Below are 19,597 nucleotides of genomic sequence, written 5' to 3' on the forward strand. Positions count from 1 at the left end.
GGCTGTCCTTAGCTTCTGCTAGCTGGCTGCGAAAGTATGGCTAAACTGGCTTCAAGCAGTTTAGCGCCTTCGCTGGTCAAAATAGACTCTGGGTGGAACTGAAACCCGATCACCCGATCTTGCTCTTGATAGATGGCCATCGGCATATCATTAAAACTGGCGACAATTTTAAGGGTATCTGGCACAAAAGTCCCGACCAGTGAATGATAACGGGCAACGGGAAGTGGCTGGCTTAACCCTGCAAACATGCGATTGCCGCAATGGTTAATATCTGATGACTTACCGTGCATGATTTCTTCGGCTGGACCAACAATGCCGCCGTAATGCTCGATTAAGGCTTGGTGGCCTAGACATATGCCCAGGATAGGTACTTGACCTCGGCACAGTTGGATCAATTCCGGCATGCAGCCAGCTTCCGATGGACAACCCGGCCCAGGTGATAGCACTAGCACTGAATTAGGAATGGCATCTAATTCTGCTTTGATTTTCTTGGCATCCACGCTGTTGCGGTAAATTTTTACCGGGTGGCCTAGGCTGCGAAATTGATCCACTAAGTTGTAAGTAAATGAATCGAAGTTATCCAGTAATACTATGGTGTTGAGGGTTGTATTAGTCATGGCTCACTGCCTCCAATGTGGTGCCATGAGCCTTGGCAATGGCGTTAAGTACGGCTGCTGCCTTGTTGCGGGTTTCATCGGCTTCGGCTTGAGGTTTTGAATCATATACAACACCGGCACCGGCTTGCACATGGGCCACTTGGTTTTGTACGAAGGCCGAGCGGATCACGATACAGGTATCCATTTCACCTTGGCCGGTGAGATAACCTACGGCGCCGCCATAACTGCCACGGCGTTGCTTTTCGATTTCGCGGATTAATTCGGATGCGCGAATTTTAGGCGCGCCCGTTAAGGTGCCCATGTTCATACAGGCTTGGTAAGCATGTAGCGCGTCCAAATCGCCGCGCAGTTTACCCACCACGCGTGATACTAAGTGCATCACATGGCTGTAGCGGTCGACTTTTAGCAAATCGGCGACATGGCGGGTGCCGGGCTCAGAAATACGAGCCACGTCATTACGCGCGAGATCTACCAGCATTAAATGTTCAGACATTTCTTTTTTATCTAGACGAAGTTCTAGTTCGATACGGCCATCTAAATCTTTGTTGATGCTGCCATCTGGGTTAAAGCCACGGCGACGCGTACCCGCAATCGGGTAGATTTCAACATCGTTCGATTTGTGGCAATACTTAATCGCGCTTTCTGGGGACGCACCAAATAACACAAAGTCCTGATCGTTTAGATAAAACATATAAGGACTCGGGTTGGTTTCTTTCAGTTTGCCATAAGCGCTTAACGAGCAAGGGCAATCAAGGGAGAAACTGCGTGAGGGCACCACTTGGAAGATATCACCTTTACGAATATAGCCTTTTAGGGTTTCTACCTGACGGCAAAATTCAACATCTGATACGTCAACGCTGATCTTGCTGTTAACGGTTTGGCTGGTGGTAATTGGGCTTGGGGTGAAGGTTTCACAAAGGGTGGCAATCTCGCTAAGACGCTGTTCTATTTTGGCTTGGTTACTTTGGCTGTCTGGGCCACTGAAAACCGAGCCAATCAATTCACAGCGTTGCTGCTGGTGATCTTGCAGTAGCAGGGTTTCCGCCACATAGAACAAATAATCCGGACATTGATTGGTGCCGTTTGGCACTTCGGGCAATCGCTCAAAGGTGCCGATAAAATCATAAGAGAAAGCGCCACCAAGGAATAAGGCTTCGTTTAGCGCTGAATCGGTTTTTACCTTGTTGATGATGGTGCGCAGGCCATCAACGGGAGAGTGAGACTTTAAGCGGGTGTCTTCGTCAGAGTTACGATCTGGCTCTGGGAAGGTGAGGTGCAAGGTGCGCTCTGTTAATTCAACCTTGACCTTGGCATCAAATTGCTCGGTCAAAAACACCAACAGGTTATAACCGTTATCGGTTAAGGCTTGCATGGTTACGTTGAGATCATGACAGGCAATGCGCACCGCGGCGTCTAATAACATTAAACTTTTAAGGTCTGCCTTGCTGTCGATTTCGGCTGAATCAAGTAACAGACTGTTGTCGCCATGGCGACTTAATGCTTGATAAAGCGGTAAAGATTCTGCGCTGTATTGGCTGGGCCGGCGCAGGGTGATTAGCTCACCCGTAAATTCTGAATTTTTCATTTTAACTCCGATGCGAATAACAATTTGTTTTTATTAAGTTCTATTGCTAACTCGCCATCGCCAATTATGTTTTCTTACCTGAATACGCATTTTAACAGTCCTGATACGAAAAAAGCCCGCTTAGTTGCGGGCTTTTTGTCGGTTTTTTTCAAATATTTTTACATATAACAAACCACAACCCGCTTATATTGGATTGTGCCACCACCAAATTAGAGAAGAATGTGTTAAATTAAGCATCTCGGCGATTTCGTTACATGAATGATGCCTAATTCTTCTTTTATTTGGCCTATAAAGTCAAGTCATATTTATGGAACAGTGATGTTAGTCGACTTTCATTCTCATACTCGGTTTTCTGATGGGTTATTATCGCCTAAAGAATTAGTGCAAAGGGCAGTTGATCGCCGTGTTGACGTGCTCGCTATTACAGATCACGATACCACTGCTGGCATAGCGCCTGCGCGTGCAGCCATTGCCGAATTGGCGCTGCCGTTAACCTTGATTGATGGGATTGAAATATCTTCTGGTTGGCAAAATCATGAAATTCATGTGGTTGGGTTGCGATTAGATATCACTGACCCCGCTTTACAGGCTTTTATTCAAGGCCAGAGTGAAAAACGTGAAGCGCGCGCGATAGAAATGGGTCGTCGACTTGAAAAAAATCGCCTTGCGGGTTGCTATGAAGGAGCCAAAGCCTTGGCGGGGGAAGCCCAAGTGACCCGCGCCCACTTTGCCCGCTATATGGTAGAGCAAGGCATTGTAGATTCATTTCAACAGGTGTTTAAGAAATACCTAACCCGAGGCAATCCCGGTTATGTGCCCCATAATTGGCCTGACATGACTGAGGCGATAGGCATTATTAAACAGGCGGGTGGTGTGGCTGTGTTGGCGCACCCCACCCATTACAAATTATCTAATAAGTGGTTAAAGCGCCTGTTGCATGATTTTAAAGCCGCAGGAGGGGATGCCCTTGAAGTCGCCATGTCGCAACAATCACCTCAAGATAGGATCAATCTTGCCCAATGGGGTAATGCAGTGGGTTTAAAAGCATCCCAAGGATCTGATTTTCATCTGGTCAGCAGTTGGTCAGATTTAGGACGTAACCTATATTTACCCAAAGATGCCGAGCCAATTTGGCAAGATTGGCCAGAGTTAACGGCCGTTGCGCCATAAATAAGCGCCATAAATAAGCGCCATAAATAAGCGCCATAAATAATAAGAACAGCGCCCGAAATGATAACGTTGGCGCATGCAAAGGAAAAAACATGAGTCAATTATTTTATGTACACCCAGATAATCCCCAAGTTCGTTTAATTAACCAAGCCGTAGACATAGTAAAAAACGGTGGTGTAATTGTTTATCCAACGGATTCGGGTTATGCCATCGGTTGCCAGCTTGGCAATAAGGCGGCCATGGATCGCATTTGCCAAATACGACAAATCGATAAAGATCATAACTTTACCTTGGTATGTCGCGATCAATCTGAGCTGGCCTCTTATGCGCGAGTGGATAACGCCGCGTTTCGTTTATTGAAAAACAATACTCCTGGGGCGTACACCTTTATCTTTAAGGCCACCAAAGAAGTGCCCAAACGTCTGATGAACCCGAAGAAAAAGACCATAGGTATTCGCGTACCTGACAATAATATTGCCTTGGCCTTACTCGAAAAGCTTGAAGAGCCTCTCATGTCATCCAGTTTGATTTTACCGGGCAATGATCACACGGAATACGATCCTGAGGAAATTCGTGACCACTTAGAGCGTCAGGTTGATTTAATCATTCATGGTGGTTATTTGTCTGAGCATCCCACCACGGTGGTGGACTTTTCAGAGGGCGATCCTGAAGTGATACGCAGAGGGTCAGGGGATCCTAGCCCGTTTGAATAAAGGTATTTTTTATTAAGTGATCTGTATTAAAACTGATACAATTCGCGCCCATTTATAAGACTGCTGTGAAGTAGGCTTGCAGTTGCTTGCGGCTGCGCCAACTCAGTGTTAGGAATCAAGATGAGTGAAAAAATCCAAAAACTATTAGCGCGCAGTGGCGTTGGCTCACGTCGCAAGATGGAAGAGTTAATTGCTGCAGGCAAAGTCAGCGTTGACGGGAAAGTAGCGAAGTTGGGCGATCGCGCCGAAGCAGATCAAGTGTTGCGAGTAGAAGGGCGCATTATCGCCACCAAAGCCGAAGACGATGTGGTATGTCGAGTATTGATGTATCACAAGCCAGAAGGTGAGCTATGTACTCGCTTTGACAGTGAAGGCAGAGCAACGGTGTTTGACCGTTTACCTAGGGTGTTGGGGTCTCGCTGGATTGCGATAGGCCGATTAGACATTAATACGGCGGGGTTATTGTTGTTTACAACCGATGGCGAGCTTGCCAACCGTATGATGCATCCAAGCCATGAAATCGAGCGTGAATATGCGGTGCGTGTCTTTGGTGAAGTCGATGATGAGATGCTACACCGTTTGAAGCAAGGCGTAGAGCTAGACGATGGCATGGCTGCGTTCAGTAAAATCAAGAAATCCGGCGGCGAAGGCATTAATGAATGGTTTAACGTGACCTTAAGTGAGGGCCGTAATCGTGAGGTGCGCCGTTTATGGGAAAGCCAAGGCATGCAGGTGAGCCGTTTGATCCGGGTTCGTTATGGTCAGTTGGATCTACCTAAAGGTTTACCTAAAGGGGGCTGGAATGAGTTACCTCTTAAGGATGTGAACTTACTTCGTACAGCAGTAGGCTTAGCGCCAGAAACCGAAACTAAGGTTAAAGTGGATAAACGCCCTGATCGTAAGCAAAACCACCGTATCCGTCGTTCGGTGAAAAAACATCAAATGAAGCAAAACAACGAGCGTAAAAAAACACGTAAGCGTTGATTGCCAAGTCCGATATCAAACCTGCTGCGGCAGGTTTTTTTATGTCTTTGGCTCGTTAAATTAAGGGAAAATTTGACCTTAACGAGACGTTGAGCATTTAAGTGACGGTATCGCTAGCCTTGAATGGGCGAGGCGGGTAAAATCGGCGCACTTTTTTTAATACAAAATCAGATCGAGAGAGAACGAGATGGGAAGAGCTTACCAGAACCGTAAAGATTCGATGGCTAAAACGGCCGGCATGAAAACCAAAGTTTATTCAAAATACGGTAAAGAAATATACGTTATTGCAAAAAATGGTGGCCCGGATCCCGATACTAACTTGTCACTTCGCCGCATCATTGAGAAAGCTAAAAAAGACCAAGTGCCGACTCACGTCATCGAGCGTGCCATCGAAAGAGCGAGTGGCGCGGGTGGTGAAGATTATGCTCACGCTCGATACGAAGGTTTTGGCCCAGGTGGCTGTATGGTGATAGTGGATTGTTTAACGGATAACACTAACCGTAGCCATATGGAAGTGCGCCAAGCATTTTTAAAAAATGGCGCTAAGTTAGGCGCTCCTGGCTCAGCAGCGCACATGTTTGATCACCTTGCCATCCTGGCATTCAAGGGTGAAGACGATGAAGCCGTATTGGAAGCGCTGATGATGGCCGATGTGGATGTGACAGACATTGAAAACGAAAATGGTGTGATCACGGTGTTTGCTCCCCATACCGAGTTTTACAAGGCCAAAACGGCATTAGCAGAAGCCATGCCTGAGTTGGAATTTGACGTTGAAGAAATTACCTTTGTGCCGCAAACACAAGCGCCTATCAGTGGCGATGATATTCCAGTGTTTGAAAAATTCTTAGAGATGCTCAACGATTGCGATGACGTACAAGACGTTTACCACAACGGTGAAGTTAGCGAAGCTTGATTGGTTTGAGTTTATCGTAAAAAAATAGCCGGTTTTCCGGCTATTTTTGTCTCTAAGCTTGATGCGCCGCTCTAAAGTGTAGGCGTGCTTGAAAAGTGCTTAAAAGCGAACTCAATACGTTGCTCTGGCGTCATCTTTTTTTCGCCTAAGCTTTCCACTAACTTTAATCGAGGCAGCAAACCTGCGCCGTTGGCAACTTGGATCGCTAAACCCGGGCGAGCATTAAGCTCAAGTAGCATGGGCCCCTTGTCTCTATCCAATACCATATCTGTTCCTAGATAGCCTAACCCCGACATTTCATAACAACTCGCCGCTAAGCGAATGAGCGTATCCCACTGGGGAACTACCAGCTCATTTAATGCTCGACCTGTGTCGGGATGGTGCGTTACCGGATCGCCAAATTGCACGGCATGTAAGGCTTTACCTGTCCCTATGTCGATACCGACACCGACAGCTCCTTGGTGTAGGTTAGCCTTACCATCTGAGTCTGTGGTGGATAAGCGCATCATGGCCATCACCGGAAAGCCTTTAAATACGATCACGCGCACATCTGGCACCCCCTCATAGCTAAAGCCATCAAAGGCCGTATCAAATTCAATCAAGGCTTCGATGACGGCCACATCTTGGGCGCCACCTAAACTAAACAGACCTGCTAAGATATTGGACACATGGCGTTCGAAATCTTCATGGGTTTCTTCGGCGCCATTAGGCTTATAGTAGCGGTCATGCTCTACTTTGGTGATAACCAAAATACCTTTACCGCCACTGCCTTTAGCCGGTTTTATCACAAAACCCGGGTGCCCTTTGATCATCTCTCCCACCTTACTGACTTCGGCTTGAGAGCTGATTACACCAATTAACGCGGGGGTGGTGACCTTGGCATCTTGGGCAATGATCTTGGTTTTTAGCTTGTTATCAACTAAAGGGTATAGGCAGCGTTTATTGTAACGGCCGATGTAATGACCGTTACGCTTGTTCATACCCATAATGCCTTTTTCTTTTAATTTAAAAGGGTTGGCGAGTAATCCAAACATGATTATTTCTCCGCCATGGATTTAAAGCGATAAAGTTCAAGTAAACGGTAGCCTGTGTAACTACCCAATAACAGTACCAAGGACATAATGATCAGTTGAACACCTAAGAAGTTGAAGGTGATATGGCGAACATAATCATTGTTCATCGCCAGATAAGCCAGTACCGCCACTAGCAAGCTACCGCCCCCTTGACGAAGCACTTCTTTGGCGCCTTCTTCTTCCCAAAGTACCGACATACGCTCTATGGTCCAAGATAGGATGATCATCGGGAAGAAGGTGATTTTAAGGCCTTCACTTAACCCCACTTTGTAAGAGATCACCGAGAACAGCCCGATCATCAAAATCACCATGATAATCACGGCGGATATTCGAGACACTAATAGCAGGTTGAGACGTGACAAGTACGAGCGAATGATCAGGCCCGTGCCCACGACTAATATAAAACCAACAAGTCCCGTTAGTAAGCTGGTTTGGATAAAGGCCATGGCGATTAGCACCGGCATAAAGGTACCGGACGTTTTTAAGCCCACAATAACGCGCATTAATACGACCACTAAGACACCAATAGGAATGAGCAAAATACCTTTAAATAGGGCTTGTTCTTCGATCGGTAGGCTTTGGATTGAGAAGTTGAGTAAATCTTGGCTGCTGAGTTTCTCTTTGACGGCCATCAGGGCCGGCTGCTCTTGCTTGATCATTGAGAAGGTCACTAATGAATTATAGCCGCCTTCTAAATCCAGTAATGAAGAGTCGGTTTGTTCCCAGAGCAGTAGGCTCTCGCGGTTGGCTTCTTTACCTGTCTTGGCATCAAATAGCAACCATTGTTCACCTTCATAAACTTGAACGAAGGCATTAAGGGGTTGACGGCGGCGGCCGTCTTCTAGCTTAAGGCCGCCCACCACGCGGGCGCTAATGTTGGCTTGATTGAGAAGTTTTACCACTAACTGTGAACGATCTGGCTCGCTGTTAAGTAAGAGTTCCGCATTTTGGCTGAGGTTGTTATTGGCGAATTGTTTTAATAACTCGCGAGTATAACTAAATGCATCGGCACTGCGCTGGGTTACATCTAAGGTGAGCTGCTCAGCGGCGGTGCCATAGGGCTCAACCCACTCTGGCGGAGTGACCGCTGGGACCGCTGCCAGCCCCGTTAATTCTGTGTTGTCGTCTTCTAACAATTGCACTTTATAGAACAGTTCTTGCGTGCCGGCGGCTTCGCGTATGGTCCATTCAGCACGAGGCATATTGTCTTTTTGAACGAAGTTAAGTCCATAGCCAGGTGAAGCGGCATTTTGATGCAATAACGTGAAGCCGGGTTGGCTGATGGGAGTGGCTAAAGACGCTTTGACGGCGCTGCCATTGGCAAAGAATTCGATTTTGGCATCCACAGACCACACGGTACGTTTGACGCCTGGGGTCATTGGAACTTCAAAGGCAACATGACGCTGAATAGTCAGGGCGAGACCTGTTACAAATAACAAGGTAACGAGAATATAAAACGGGGTTTTGGAGGCCATAATGAAAATGATCCTACTGGTTGAGTAAAATGGTTAACAAAATAAAGGCGAGCTAAGGCTCGCCTGATAATTAGTTGGGTTTAAATTCTGGATGAATTTGTTGTTTCCCTGGGTCGACGAGGGTGATGTCTTTTAAGAATTCACGTCCAAGCAGAACAGGGTAGTTCATCTGGCCACGATCGGCTAAGGTAAACTCGGCGGACTCCTTAATCGAGCCCAAACGGATATTGAATTTTACCACCGGACGTCGCACCGTTTCTTCGCTACTGGATTGGCGAATATTGGAATAACGGACAACTTTTCTTTCGACCGTCACCGCTGGCTCAGCTTCGGGATGAGCAATTTCAAATTTAACCCACTTTTCACCATCGCGTTCAAACTCGGTGACATTTACAGCATGAATGGAAGATACCGCCGCACCTGTATCAACACGAGCCAGTAAGTTAATTTTTGGTGGTGAAATATGCACCCATTCTTCTTCCCCTACGATCACCTTATCTGCTTTGGTGCCTTCGATAAGGGCATTTTTTGATTCAGATGGTTGTTCACATTTAGGTGCAGGCAATGGAGCTGGAGCCACAACCACTTTTTGCTTTTTGTTTTCGGCAATAAAGGTATTTTTCACATCTTGTAACTGCAATTGTTGCTGTTGGCGCAATTGCTCAAGTTCAGTGGTCAATGTTTGGTTAATTTGTTGGCACTGTGCCACGATAATTTGTTGGTTTTGTTCGAGCGCGGTTGTCAATTGCTCTGGTGAAACCGTTGGTGTTGCTTCTTGATTACTTGCACATGCGGTTAAGAGCAGTATTGATGTCGCTAACACACTTTTTTTAAACATATAAACTTCCTAACAAGGTCACTTTTTTTGAACTCAGTCAGAGGGCAAAGCTAAGGTATATGCCACTAAACTACAAGGGGTTGGGCGATATTTATTTTAGCTTAATCGCTTTTCCGGATTACGGGCAATAATCACGGCACGTTTAGGCGCCGGATGGCCTTCGATGGTTAAACTTGGGTCATTGGGATCCAGAAAATCAGTTAGCGATTCATTTTTCATCCACTGGGTACTACGCTGCTCGGCAACCGTGGTTTCGCTGATATCGACGATGCGGACATCTTCAAAATCACATTTTTCTACCCAGCCTTTCAGTGCCTGCGCACTTGGAATAAACCAGATGTTGCGCATTTTGGCGTAACGGTCACCCGGCACCAATACATCATTGGGGCCGCCATCAATCACGATGGTTTCCAATACTAGCTCACCACCTGGTACTAATTGAGATTTGAGTTGTAGGATGTGATCTATGGGTGACTTACGGTGATAAAGCACGCCCATCGAAAAAACCGTATCAAACGCTATTAACTCAGGAAGCTGCTGGATGCCTAAAGGCAACAAGTGGACATTTTGATTGTTATTGGCAAAGTGACGTATGGTTTCAAATTGACATAAGAAAAGTTGAGAGGGATCGACCCCGACCACAAATTCGGCGCCTTCGCCTAACATGCGCCACATGTGGTAACCATTGCCGCAGCCCACATCAAGCACATAGCGGTATTTCAGCGGGCTGATATGGGGCAGCAAGCGGTCCCATTTAAAGTCAGAGCGCCATTCGGTATCTATATGTACGCCGTGTACCGTATAGGGGCCTTTGCGCCAAGGGTGGAACTTACCCAATAAGTTAGCCAGCTTTGCTTGCTCACCTTGGGGTAACTCGCCCAGCTGGCCAACGCTAACCTTGTCTGTTAGGTCAATATGGGACGTTTCAATCGGTGGAAACTTTTTAAGTACCTTCTGCCAGCTAGGAAATTCACCGCGCAGGCTGTCTTGCTGCCACTGGGCTAATTGTGCTGGCAAGGTGGTTAACCAATGGCTGAGTCGGTTTTGGGCTATTTGCTGGTAGAAGTTATTAAAATCGATTTGCACTTTATAATCTCAGTTGTCTTATTCTTTTATCGTTAGGTTATTTGATGGCTAACATGGAGCCGAAGTTAAAGCATTGAAACCAAACGTCAACATTGGTGAAGCCTGCTTGATAGAGGCGCTGTTTATTTTGCTCTATGGTGTCGGGAACCATGACGTCTTCTAGGGCACTGCGCTTTTGGCTGATCTCAAGTTCGCTGTAGCCATTGGCGCGTTTAAAGTCATGGTGCAGTTCAAACAGCACGTCATGGGTTATGTCATTGTCAAAGTGGAACTTCTCTGACAATACTAATACGCCGCCAGGCACTAGGCCTTGGTAGATCTTTTCGATGAGGGCGTGGCGTTTGCTTTTGTCGATAAACTGCAAAGTGAAATTCAATACCACTAGACTGGCATTGTGTATCTCAATATCACAGATGTCTTGGCATACAATGTTTACAGGCACATCACTGCGAAACGCATCGACATGAAGTTGGCAACGCTCCACCATGGCACTGGAATTATCTACTCCAATAATGGTGCAATTAGGCTGGCTTAAATTGCGGCGCATTTCTAAGGTTGCCGCACCTAAAGAACATCCTAGATCATAAAGTTGTGTATTCGGCTTGGCAAAGCGGGCGGTGATCATGCCAATGGCCGAAATAATATTAGAATAGCCGGGGACGGAGCGCTTGATCATGTCAGGAAACACTTCGGCCACTTTTTCATCAAAGGTAAAGTTACCCATTTGTTCTACGGGCGCGGCAAAAATCGTGTCTTTGTGTTTCATTGGGCTCTCCCATTTGCTAGGGCGCGTATTTTAATCAAACCCTCAGCCTTTGTGAAATACCTTAAGCGGGTATCTTGCGTTATTTTTATCAGCTCCCTTTGTGCTTTACGCTGACTAAAACATATTCAGCTGATCAAATTCAGGCTCAGGTAAGTGAAACCAAGCGGCGGGCTCCCCCAGCATTTGTGCAATCATGGCGGCAAGCTCTGGGGCCTGAATATTGTCTGCGGTATGAATATATAAATAAGGCGATTTACCTTGGGCTAACCACTGGGTGATGGTGTTAACCCAAGGTAAGAAAAGCGCTCGGTTATTTTCCAGCTCAATATCGCCAATAAAGCGGACTACCGGATGTTGGCTGGTGGCAATGGCGTGTACTGGCACCTTAGGCTTTTGGCTTTGGCCGTGGGCAATAATGGGATTGCTGGCATCGGCCAAAAACACCGGACGTGAGTCCATTATAATGCGGTTCATTTGTTGCTCGATTAAAAAGCCATTAAGGCGTTTTTCCACTTCGCCTTTGGCAAAATAAGCTAAATGGCGCACTTCGACACCATATTGCCAATCTTGGGGCAGTTGCTTCAAAAAGGTCATTAAAATCGGTAAATCTTCTGGGCCAAAGCTGGCGGGCAGTTGCAACTTGATCAGACCAATTTTGTGTTGCAGCGGCGTGAATAAATCGAAAAATGCTTTGAGCTCTTGGCTCACGCCACACAAGCGCTTTTGATGAGAAATGGTTTGCGGCAACTTTAAGCTGAATTTGAAATCATCGGGCGTGTCTTGCTGCCATTTTGATACCGTGGCGGGATTGGGCAGGGCATAAAAAGTAGTGTTGCCTTCGACCGTGTTAAAGACCCGACTGTAATAAAATAAGGCGCTTTGATTGGGCTGTTCTTGCCTTACCAAGCGAGATTGCCAAGCGGGCTCAGACCACATTGCCATACCGATGCGTAAATTTGTGTGAGATGATGCGCCTTGCACGATTTACCCTTGCCTTGCTTTTCCATTATAATAACGCGTTTTCACTAATGCGAAAGCGTCGCATTAGATAATAGAAAGATGCTAATAGAAAAGCGGCAGACATAGATCTTGCATTTATGGGTTGCCCTTAGGCGGCAATGGCTGGTACGAAGCCACTTTTATGACCGGTAATAACAAAATTTAGCAACGAAAGAATTTTAATTTTATGTGGCTTATTTGATAACAATTAACCACGGCGACTGAACCAAACCTAGAATAGGAACGAACAAGCATGCGCACCCTATATTGCGGCGAAGTAAACGAACAACATATTGAACAACAAGTAGAATTAGTAGGCTGGGTAAACAAGCGCCGCGATTTAGGTGGCGTTATTTTCCTTGATTTGCGCGACCGCGAAGGCCTAGTACAAGTGGTTTACGATCCCGATTTAGCCGAGGTGTTTGAGCGTGCCAGCAGCTTACGTAGCGAATTTTGTGTCAAGGTAACCGGTAAGGTGCGCCCACGTCCAGAAAGCCAAGTAAATAAAGACATGCGCACAGGTGGCATAGAGATCTTAGGGACTGAGCTTGAAATCTTAAGTAAATCAGCGCCTTTGCCACTATCTCTGGACAATCATCAGAACAACAGTGAAGAGCAGCGTCTAAAATACCGCTATTTAGATTTACGTCGTCCTGACATGGCGCAGAAGATTAAATTCCGTGCTCGCGTCACCAGTTCAGTTCGCCGTTTCCTTGACGATAATGGCTTCTTAGACATCGAAACACCGATGTTAACCAAGGCGACCCCAGAAGGCGCGCGTGACTACTTAGTACCAAGTCGTACCCATAACGGCCGCTTTTTCGCGCTGCCACAATCACCTCAGTTGTTTAAACAATTGCTGATGATGTCAGGGCTAGATCGCTACTACCAGATAGTGAAATGTTTCCGCGATGAAGACTTACGCGCTGACCGCCAGCCAGAGTTTACCCAAATCGATATCGAAACCTCTTTCATGACTGCCGAGCAAGTGATGTCGGTGACGGAATCCATGATCCGCCAATTGTTCCAAGACCTACTGCAAGTAGATTTAGGTGAGTTCCCGCGCATGACTTACGCTGAGGCGATGCGCCGTTTTGGCTCAGACAAGCCAGATTTGCGTAACCCAATGGAATTAGTGGATGTAGCGGATTTACTAAAAGACGTTGAATTCCAAGTATTCTCAGGCCCTGCCAACGATGAAAAGGGGCGTGTTGCGGTATTATGTGTGCCGGGCGGTGCGTCACTTTCGCGCAAAAACATCGATGACTACGGCAAGTATGTCAATATCTACGGCGCTAAGGGCTTAGCTTGGCTCAAAGTTAACGACGTAGCCAAAGGCGCTGAAGGCATTCAATCACCGATTGCTAAGTTCCTAACGGCTGACATTATTGCTGCTATCCTTGAGCGCACCAACGCTAAAGACGGTGACATCATTTTATTTGGTGCAGACAAAGCCAACGTGGTGGCAGAAGCCATGGGCGCACTGCGCTTGAAGGTCGGTGAAGATCTTGGGCTCACTAAAGACGAGTGGAAGCCATTGTGGGTTGTTGATTTCCCAATGTTTGAAGAGTTGCCAAACGGCGACCTAACACCGCTGCATCATCCGTTTACCGCGCCAACAGGGTTAACACCAGAGCAACTCGAGCAAGATCCGGCTAACGCCTTATCGGATGCTTACGACATGGTCCTTAACGGCTGTGAGCTAGGCGGTGGTTCGGTGCGTATTTACGACCAAAAAATGCAAGCGACCATCTTCCGTATCTTAGGGATCACAGATGAAGAAGCCGAAGAAAAATTTGGCTTCTTACTGGAAGCCTTGAAGTTTGGTGCGCCGCCACACGCTGGCCTTGCGTTTGGTCTAGACCGCTTGGTGATGTTAATGACAGGCGCAAGTTCGATTCGTGATGTGATGGCGTTCCCGAAAACCCTGACAGCAGCATGTCCATTAACCAATGCTCCAGGCCATGCTAACCCTGCGGCATTGGACGATTTAGGCATTGAAGTCGTCAAAGCGCCAGAGTCCGAAGCAGACCAAGCTGAGGACTAATAGCATGAAGCGCCCTGAGTCAGTTTTAGTCGTGATTTACACGATGGATGGCAGGGCGTTGATGCTAAGGCGTTTAGATGATGCTGCGTTTTGGCAATCGGTCACGGGCAGTTTAGAGCATGGCGAAATCCCAGCGCAAACTGCGGTGCGTGAAGTATTAGAAGAAACCGGCATCGATATTATCGCTCAAGATCTGACGTTGCACGATCTTGCGCGACAAGTGAGATATGACATCCGCCCCTTGTGGCGAAAACGTTATCCCGACGGGGTAACCACCAACTTAGAACATCAATTTACCTTAGCTCTGCCCGACAGCTGTGAGATCCAACTTAGCGAGCACAGTGAGTATCAATGGTTACCCTTTAAGCAAGCCATTGCCCTTGCCAGCGCAACCACGAATCGTCAGGTATTGCTTGAGCTAAGCCAATCATTCGGAGGCTGTTATGGCAGGTCACAGTAAATGGGCCAATATCAAGCACCGTAAAGCGGCACAAGATGCCAAACGCGGTAAAATCTTCACTAAACTGATCCGCGAGTTAACCGTGGCATCACGAGAGGGCGGCTCAGATCCCGATGCCAATCCAAGATTACGGGCCGCCATCGACAAAGCGTTATCCAATAATATGACCCGAGATACGGTCGATCGCGCCGTTAAGCGTGGTTCCGGGGAGCTTGATGGTCAAGAGCTTGAAACCATTATTTACGAAGGTTATGGGCCGGGCGGCACTGCGGTGATGGTGGAAACCATGACTGATAACCGTAACCGCACCGTGGCCAGTGTGCGCCATGCATTTAGTAAAGCGGGTGGTAACTTAGGCACAGATGGCTCAGTGGCGTACTTATTCGATAAAAAAGGGGTGATTGCCTACGGCGCAGACGTCGATGAAAACGAGCTGATGGAGGCGGCTCTAGAGGCAGGGGCCGAAGACGTGATAAATCATGACGATGGCTCATTTGAAGTGCAGACGTCGCCGGAAGACTTTGGTGCGGTTAAAGATGCCCTTGATGCCGCTAGCTTTGCAGCCGAAAACGCAGAAGTGACCATGGTGCCATCGACTAAAGCAGAGCTCGATCTTGATACTGCGCCTAAGCTACTGCGCTTGATTGATATGCTTGAAGATGATGACGATGTGCAAGAGGTGTATCACAACGGTGATATTTCCGATGAAGTTGCCGCTAGCTTGGAATAAACTAGCGAGACGAGGATAGGGCCTGTTGACCTTTTGAGCTTGTTTTTGCAGCGATTTGTTGGGTATTTGTACAAGGCAGAGGCTTTGAAGCATAGTCAACTATGCAAAAAGGCGCTAACGCAGTAGAAATGACCAACAAACGCTGTCCTACGGATTCGGCTAAAAGCGTTTTGCGCGTCGTTGAGCAGTATTTACTTAGAGTGCTAAGCTACACACTACTCGCCTTGCTCAAAACGCTTTTGTCTCGAACAAAAATTAACCGCGAAAGGTCAACAGGCCCTATAAGGAGCGCAAGCTCCTTTTTTTATGGCAGATTGATTGTAGGCAAATAGATGGCGTTAATTTTGGGGATCGATCCTGGCTCGCGCATTACCGGGTTTGGCTTAGTAAGGCATCGAGGTGGTAAGTTTGAATATGTGATGAGTGGCTGTATTCGTACTCAAGGTGATGAACTCGCCCCCAGATTACACACTATTTATAACGGCATCACCGAGATCATCATGCAATACAAACCCGAGCAGTTTGCGATTGAGCAAGTGTTCATGGCGAAAAATCCAGACTCAGCCCTAAAGCTAGGCCAAGCACGTGGCGTGGCCATCGTGGCGGCCACCAATCAAGGATTGCCTGTCGCTGAGTACTCGGCGCGGCAAATCAAACAAGCCGTGGTGGGCACGGGCGGCGCGAAAAAAGAACAAGTGCAACACATGGTGCAGCACATTCTCAAACTCGATGGCACGCCGCAAGCCGATGCGGCTGATGCGCTCGCTGTGGCCATGTGTCATGGTGCGACGCAAACGAGCTTGATTGCCATGGCGGGCAAGGTGCGTAAAACCGTGCGAGGTCGGCTGCGTTAATCATCAGGGCGAGGGCATGAGAGTACAAAATCGAATCAAGGTTAAGCACAAGGTGGCATTTTCTTATTCGAAACGCCGTGAAATCATCCTTTATGGCTTAACCGCCTCATCCTTGCGGCAGATTTTCGACTAAGAAAATCCTACCGATTTGCTCAAAACACATTTATGGGATTGCCAATTAGCAACCCGTTTAAACATGCCCTAATCACTAAAGTAATAAAAAGATCTGGATGTTTATCCAGTTGTTTTTTATCCTAGCGTTTTTGTATAGACAGGGTGAAGGTTGTGATAGGTAGACTCAGAGGCATCATTATAGATAAGCAAGCGCCAGAGATGTTAATTGAAGTCGCTGGGGTCGGTTATGAAGTGCAATTGCCGATGAGCTCGTTTTATCATTTACCCGAGCCGGGTCAAGAAGCCATTGTTTACACCCATTTTGTGGTGCGTGAAGATGCTCAGCTATTATATGGTTTTACCGATAAACTCGAGCGCGCCATGTTTCGTGAGTTAATTAAAGTTAATGGAGTCGGGCCAAAATTAGCGCTAGCGATATTATCGGGCATGACCGCCAATCAATTTGTGCAGTGTATTGAAGATAATAATGTGACCGGGTTGGTTAAACTGCCGGGCGTGGGTAAGAAAACCGCTGAGCGTTTGCTGGTGGAAATGAAAGATCGCCTCAAAGGCTGGGTGGGCGCCGATTTATTTAATCCGGCAATGCCAGTATCGCAGGACAATGTTAGTGTGGTGAGTGCCGCTGATGAAAAGAGTGAAGCCATCGGCGCCTTGATTTCTCTTGGCTACAAAGCCACACAAGCCGAAAAAATGGTCAAACAAGTTTATAGCGAGGGAGCAAGCTGTGAGAGTTTGATCCGCGATGCCTTAAAAACCATGGCCTAATGTCTAACCAATAAGCAGTGAAAACATCATGATAGAAGCCGATAGACTGATCAGCAGCAGTGCCACCTCGCAAGAAGAGGTGGTAGATCGCGCCATTAGACCTAAATTATTGCAAGACTATACCGGCCAAGAGCAAGTGAAAAGCCAAATGGAGATCTTTATCGAGGCGGCGCGTCGTCGCGATGAAGCGCTCGATCATCTCCTCATTTTTGGTCCGCCGGGATTGGGTAAAACCACCTTGGCCAATATCGTCGCTAACGAGCTCGATGTGAACATAAAAACCACCTCGGGTCCGGTGCTGGAAAAAGCGGGTGATTTAGCCGCGCTGCTGACTAATCTTGAGCCTAACGATGTGCTGTTTATTGATGAAATCCACCGCCTTAGCCCCATGGTAGAGGAAATTCTGTATCCGGCGATGGAAGATTACCAGCTGGATATTATGATAGGCGAAGGCCCCGCGGCGCGCTCGATTAAACTGGATTTACCGCCGTTTACCTTGATTGGTGCGACCACGCGAGCAGGCTCCTTAACCTCACCGCTGCGCGACCGGTTTGGCATAGTGCAGCGTTTGGAATTTTACGATGTTCCTGCCTTGACCAGCATAGTTGAGCGCAGCGCGCACTTTTTAGCCCTTAACATGGATCGAGAAGCCTGCGTTGAAGTGGCAAGGCGCTCGCGCGGTACGCCGCGAATAGCTAATCGTTTACTACGCCGCGTACGCGATTACGCTGAGGTCAAACACGCCGGTGTTGTTAACCAAATTGCCGCTAAGGCCGCGCTAGATATGCTTGAAGTGGACAATCAAGGCTTTGACTTAATGGATAGAAAGTTACTTGAAGCCATTATTGATAAATTCATGGGCGGCCCGGTGGGGTTAGATAACTTAGCCGCGGCCATCGGTGAAGAGCGTGAAACCATAGAAGATGTGCTTGAGCCCTATTTAATTCAACAAGGCTTTCTACAGCGAACCCCGAGAGGGCGCATTGCCACCGATCGTGCTTATCAGCATCTGGGCTTTAGTAAAGATGGCGAAATATAAGAACTGTACTATCAGTCACCTAGCGCTGAGTTCTTGATTATGACCCTAACCTAAGATCTCGGTCTAATATGAATCTTTTTTTATTTGCGGTCAGGTCAAATTAATTTTAGGCTGTTAACCGTATTCTATTGCCTTTAGCTCGGCTATATTGGCGCCCTAAATTGCGCCAAGGACAGCCCTTAGAAGGCTTAGTACAATATAGGAGAATCATTTAGTGCACGCAGATATGTCGTTCATCGGCTTGATTTCACAAGCCAGTTTTTTGGTTAAAGCGGTAATGTTGATGTTGCTGGCCATGTCGCTGGCATCTTGGACCATTATTTTTCAACGCAATAAAGCATTGAAAGCGGCGTTAAAAGCCGTTGACCGTTTTGAAGACAGATTCTGGTCAGGTATTGATTTGTCTAAGCTGTATCAAGAAAGTGCGGTGCGCCGTGATTCCTTACAAGGCAGTGAGAAATTATTTCACGCGGGTTTTAAAGAATATATTCGCTTGCATAAGTCCGTAGGACGTACGCCAGAAACCGTCATGGAAGGCACGTATCGTGCGATGCGAGTCACCTTGTCACGTGAAATTGACGAGCTTGAATCCTCACTCCCTACCCTTGCAACCATAGGCTCAATCAGCCCTTACATTGGGTTATTTGGTACCGTGTGGGGGATAATGACCGCCTTTATCGCATTAGGTGAAGTGCAACAAGCTACCTTAAGCATGGTTGCGCCGGGTATTGCAGAGGCGCTGATCGCCACGGCCATGGGCTTATTTGCTGCTATTCCTGCGGTGATTGCCTATAACCGTTTTTCCCATCAAGTCGGCCGCCTAGAAAACAGTTATGCTAACTTTATGGAAGAGTTCACTTCAATCTTGCAGCGTCAATCCATGAGCGAGCAAGGGAGCCAAGCATGATGCATGGCGGATATCAACGTAAACGCCGACGTCCAGTGGCGGAAATTAACGTCGTGCCATACATAGATGTGATGTTGGTGTTGCTGATTATTTTTATGGCGACCGTGCCGATTATTACCCAAGGGGTTAAAGTCGACTTGCCGCAAACTGCAGAAGCGGAATCGTTATCGGAAGATTCTAAGCCGCCGCTGGTTGCTTCCGTCGATATCGATGGTAACTATTTTCTTGATGTGGGTGACAGCAGTGATGTTGCTTTATCAGATAGTGAGCTAACGGCCATGGTTCAAGCGCACTTGCAACTGGAGCCGGGTGTCCCTGTGGTGGTGAAAGGCGATGGAGCCGTTGCTTACGAGCAAGTTGTTAGGTTAATGGTGTTATTACAACAAGCTGGGGTGCCCTCAGTGGGCTTGATGACCCAGCCACAAGAACAAAAATAGCAGG

Annotated in this window: 20 protein-coding genes; 12 read left to right on the forward strand and 8 right to left on the reverse strand. The window is 47.3% G+C overall.

From position 1 onward, the window contains the following. Window positions 1-8: 8 nt before the first annotated feature. Complete coding sequence (locus tag K6Y21_RS00785; RefSeq protein WP_233069694.1) at window positions 9-617, reverse strand: aminodeoxychorismate/anthranilate synthase component II; 609 nt, start codon at window positions 615-617, stop codon at window positions 9-11. Then, the gene (locus K6Y21_RS00790) at window positions 610-2,202 is read right to left on the reverse strand and encodes an anthranilate synthase component 1 (RefSeq protein WP_233069695.1); all 1,593 of its coding nucleotides are present in this window, start codon (window positions 2,200-2,202) and stop codon (window positions 610-612) included. The genes K6Y21_RS00785 and K6Y21_RS00790 overlap by 8 nt, the downstream gene beginning before the upstream one ends. Before the next feature lie 318 nt (window positions 2,203-2,520). On the opposite strand from K6Y21_RS00790, the gene rnm reads away from it, so the two are divergent. From rnm to K6Y21_RS00810, 4 genes are all read left to right on the forward strand, one after another. After that, a complete protein-coding gene (gene rnm / locus K6Y21_RS00795) occupies window positions 2,521-3,372 on the forward strand; it encodes an RNase RNM (protein ID WP_233069696.1) in 852 nt (283 codons plus the stop codon). A gap of 92 nt (window positions 3,373-3,464) precedes the next feature. Beyond that, window positions 3,465-4,085: an L-threonylcarbamoyladenylate synthase gene (locus K6Y21_RS00800; RefSeq protein ID WP_233069697.1), complete on the forward strand. Its 621-nt coding sequence runs from the start codon at window positions 3,465-3,467 to the stop codon at window positions 4,083-4,085. Between the two features lie 120 nt (window positions 4,086-4,205). After that, window positions 4,206-5,069 (forward strand): 23S rRNA pseudouridine(2605) synthase RluB, encoded by an 864-nt coding sequence (gene rluB, locus K6Y21_RS00805; protein WP_233069698.1) that lies wholly within the window; start codon window positions 4,206-4,208, stop codon window positions 5,067-5,069. A 187-nt stretch (window positions 5,070-5,256) separates the two neighbouring features. Continuing rightward, entirely contained in the window at window positions 5,257-5,982 is a 726-nt protein-coding gene (locus tag K6Y21_RS00810; protein WP_233069699.1) for a YebC/PmpR family DNA-binding transcriptional regulator, read from the forward strand. Window positions 5,983-6,053: 71 nt separating this feature from the next. On the opposite strand, the gene K6Y21_RS00815 is transcribed toward K6Y21_RS00810, so the two are convergent. The 6 genes from K6Y21_RS00815 to K6Y21_RS00840 all read right to left on the reverse strand — a co-directional run bounded on the left by K6Y21_RS00815 (window position 6,054) and on the right by K6Y21_RS00840 (window position 12,201). Next, complete coding sequence (locus tag K6Y21_RS00815; RefSeq protein ID WP_233069700.1) at window positions 6,054-7,016, reverse strand: alpha-L-glutamate ligase-like protein; 963 nt, start codon at window positions 7,014-7,016, stop codon at window positions 6,054-6,056. Between the two features lie 2 nt (window positions 7,017-7,018). Continuing rightward, window positions 7,019-8,530, reverse strand: coding sequence for an inactive transglutaminase family protein (locus K6Y21_RS00820; RefSeq protein WP_233069701.1), 1,512 nt, complete (start codon window positions 8,528-8,530; stop codon window positions 7,019-7,021). A gap of 70 nt (window positions 8,531-8,600) precedes the next feature. Then, window positions 8,601-9,368 carry an ATP-dependent zinc protease family protein gene (locus K6Y21_RS00825; RefSeq protein ID WP_233069702.1) on the reverse strand — a complete coding sequence of 256 codons (768 nt, stop codon included), beginning with the start codon at window positions 9,366-9,368 and terminating at the stop codon, window positions 8,601-8,603. 96 nt (window positions 9,369-9,464) lie between these two features. Beyond that, entirely contained in the window at window positions 9,465-10,454 is a 990-nt protein-coding gene (gene cmoB / locus K6Y21_RS00830) for a tRNA 5-methoxyuridine(34)/uridine 5-oxyacetic acid(34) synthase CmoB (protein WP_233069703.1), read from the reverse strand. 37 nt (window positions 10,455-10,491) lie between these two features. Then, entirely contained in the window at window positions 10,492-11,220 is a 729-nt protein-coding gene (cmoA, locus tag K6Y21_RS00835) for a carboxy-S-adenosyl-L-methionine synthase CmoA (RefSeq protein WP_233069704.1), read from the reverse strand. Window positions 11,221-11,334: 114 nt separating this feature from the next. Then, a complete protein-coding gene (locus K6Y21_RS00840) occupies window positions 11,335-12,201 on the reverse strand; it encodes a DUF72 domain-containing protein (RefSeq protein WP_233069705.1) in 867 nt (288 codons plus the stop codon). Between the two features lie 271 nt (window positions 12,202-12,472). On the opposite strand from K6Y21_RS00840, the gene aspS reads away from it, so the two are divergent. The 8 genes from aspS (at window position 12,473) to tolR (ending at window position 19,593) form a co-directional block, all read left to right on the forward strand. Next, window positions 12,473-14,266 carry an aspartate--tRNA ligase gene (gene aspS, locus K6Y21_RS00845; protein WP_233069706.1) on the forward strand — a complete coding sequence of 598 codons (1,794 nt, stop codon included), beginning with the start codon at window positions 12,473-12,475 and terminating at the stop codon, window positions 14,264-14,266. Window positions 14,267-14,270: 4 nt separating this feature from the next. Further along, window positions 14,271-14,726: a dihydroneopterin triphosphate diphosphatase gene (gene nudB, locus K6Y21_RS00850; RefSeq protein ID WP_233069707.1), complete on the forward strand. Its 456-nt coding sequence runs from the start codon at window positions 14,271-14,273 to the stop codon at window positions 14,724-14,726. Then, window positions 14,710-15,456, forward strand: coding sequence for a YebC/PmpR family DNA-binding transcriptional regulator (locus K6Y21_RS00855; RefSeq protein ID WP_233069708.1), 747 nt, complete (start codon window positions 14,710-14,712; stop codon window positions 15,454-15,456). Before nudB ends, K6Y21_RS00855 begins: the two co-directional genes overlap by 17 nt. 332 nt (window positions 15,457-15,788) lie before the next feature. Further along, the gene (ruvC, locus tag K6Y21_RS00865; protein ID WP_233069709.1) at window positions 15,789-16,310 is read left to right on the forward strand and encodes a crossover junction endodeoxyribonuclease RuvC; all 522 of its coding nucleotides are present in this window, start codon (window positions 15,789-15,791) and stop codon (window positions 16,308-16,310) included. Between the two features lie 285 nt (window positions 16,311-16,595). Continuing rightward, window positions 16,596-17,210 carry a Holliday junction branch migration protein RuvA gene (gene ruvA, locus K6Y21_RS00870; protein WP_233069710.1) on the forward strand — a complete coding sequence of 205 codons (615 nt, stop codon included), beginning with the start codon at window positions 16,596-16,598 and terminating at the stop codon, window positions 17,208-17,210. A gap of 28 nt (window positions 17,211-17,238) precedes the next feature. Beyond that, window positions 17,239-18,249, forward strand: coding sequence for a Holliday junction branch migration DNA helicase RuvB (gene ruvB / locus K6Y21_RS00875; RefSeq protein WP_233069711.1), 1,011 nt, complete (start codon window positions 17,239-17,241; stop codon window positions 18,247-18,249). A gap of 226 nt (window positions 18,250-18,475) precedes the next feature. Beyond that, window positions 18,476-19,156, forward strand: coding sequence for a protein TolQ (gene tolQ / locus K6Y21_RS00880; RefSeq protein WP_238486307.1), 681 nt, complete (start codon window positions 18,476-18,478; stop codon window positions 19,154-19,156). Beyond that, window positions 19,156-19,593, forward strand: a complete 438-nt coding sequence (gene tolR, locus K6Y21_RS00885) for a protein TolR (RefSeq protein WP_233069998.1) — start codon at window positions 19,156-19,158, stop codon at window positions 19,591-19,593. Before tolQ ends, tolR begins: the two co-directional genes overlap by 1 nt. Window positions 19,594-19,597 lie beyond the last annotated feature (4 nt).

This window comes from Motilimonas eburnea (genome assembly GCF_021295345.1).
In the GTDB taxonomy this organism is placed as follows: domain Bacteria; phylum Pseudomonadota; class Gammaproteobacteria; order Enterobacterales; family CBDFNC01; genus Motilimonas; species Motilimonas eburnea.

Excerpts from the sequence above, each read along its gene's own strand:
- tolQ (WP_238486307.1), top strand. The coding sequence starts at position 18,476 with ATGTCGTTCATCGGCTTGATTTCACAAGCCAGTTTTTTGGTTAAAGCG.
- aspS (WP_233069706.1), top strand. The coding sequence starts at position 12,473 with ATGCGCACCCTATATTGCGGCGAAGTAAACGAACAACATATTGAACAA.
- K6Y21_RS00820 (WP_233069701.1), bottom strand. The coding sequence starts at position 8,530 with ATGGCCTCCAAAACCCCGTTTTATATTCTCGTTACCTTGTTATTTGTA.
- K6Y21_RS00815 (WP_233069700.1), bottom strand. The coding sequence starts at position 7,016 with ATGTTTGGATTACTCGCCAACCCTTTTAAATTAAAAGAAAAAGGCATT.
- ruvC (WP_233069709.1), top strand. The coding sequence starts at position 15,789 with ATGGCGTTAATTTTGGGGATCGATCCTGGCTCGCGCATTACCGGGTTT.
- K6Y21_RS00785 (WP_233069694.1), bottom strand. The coding sequence starts at position 617 with ATGACTAATACAACCCTCAACACCATAGTATTACTGGATAACTTCGAT.
- tolR (WP_233069998.1), top strand. The coding sequence starts at position 19,156 with ATGCATGGCGGATATCAACGTAAACGCCGACGTCCAGTGGCGGAAATT.
- rluB (WP_233069698.1), top strand. The coding sequence starts at position 4,206 with ATGAGTGAAAAAATCCAAAAACTATTAGCGCGCAGTGGCGTTGGCTCA.
- K6Y21_RS00855 (WP_233069708.1), top strand. The coding sequence starts at position 14,710 with ATGGCAGGTCACAGTAAATGGGCCAATATCAAGCACCGTAAAGCGGCA.
- nudB (WP_233069707.1), top strand. The coding sequence starts at position 14,271 with ATGAAGCGCCCTGAGTCAGTTTTAGTCGTGATTTACACGATGGATGGC.
- K6Y21_RS00810 (WP_233069699.1), top strand. The coding sequence starts at position 5,257 with ATGGGAAGAGCTTACCAGAACCGTAAAGATTCGATGGCTAAAACGGCC.
- rnm (WP_233069696.1), top strand. The coding sequence starts at position 2,521 with ATGTTAGTCGACTTTCATTCTCATACTCGGTTTTCTGATGGGTTATTA.
- ruvB (WP_233069711.1), top strand. The coding sequence starts at position 17,239 with ATGATAGAAGCCGATAGACTGATCAGCAGCAGTGCCACCTCGCAAGAA.
- K6Y21_RS00800 (WP_233069697.1), top strand. The coding sequence starts at position 3,465 with ATGAGTCAATTATTTTATGTACACCCAGATAATCCCCAAGTTCGTTTA.
- K6Y21_RS00825 (WP_233069702.1), bottom strand. The coding sequence starts at position 9,368 with ATGTTTAAAAAAAGTGTGTTAGCGACATCAATACTGCTCTTAACCGCA.
- K6Y21_RS00790 (WP_233069695.1), bottom strand. The coding sequence starts at position 2,202 with ATGAAAAATTCAGAATTTACGGGTGAGCTAATCACCCTGCGCCGGCCC.
- cmoA (WP_233069704.1), bottom strand. The coding sequence starts at position 11,220 with ATGAAACACAAAGACACGATTTTTGCCGCGCCCGTAGAACAAATGGGT.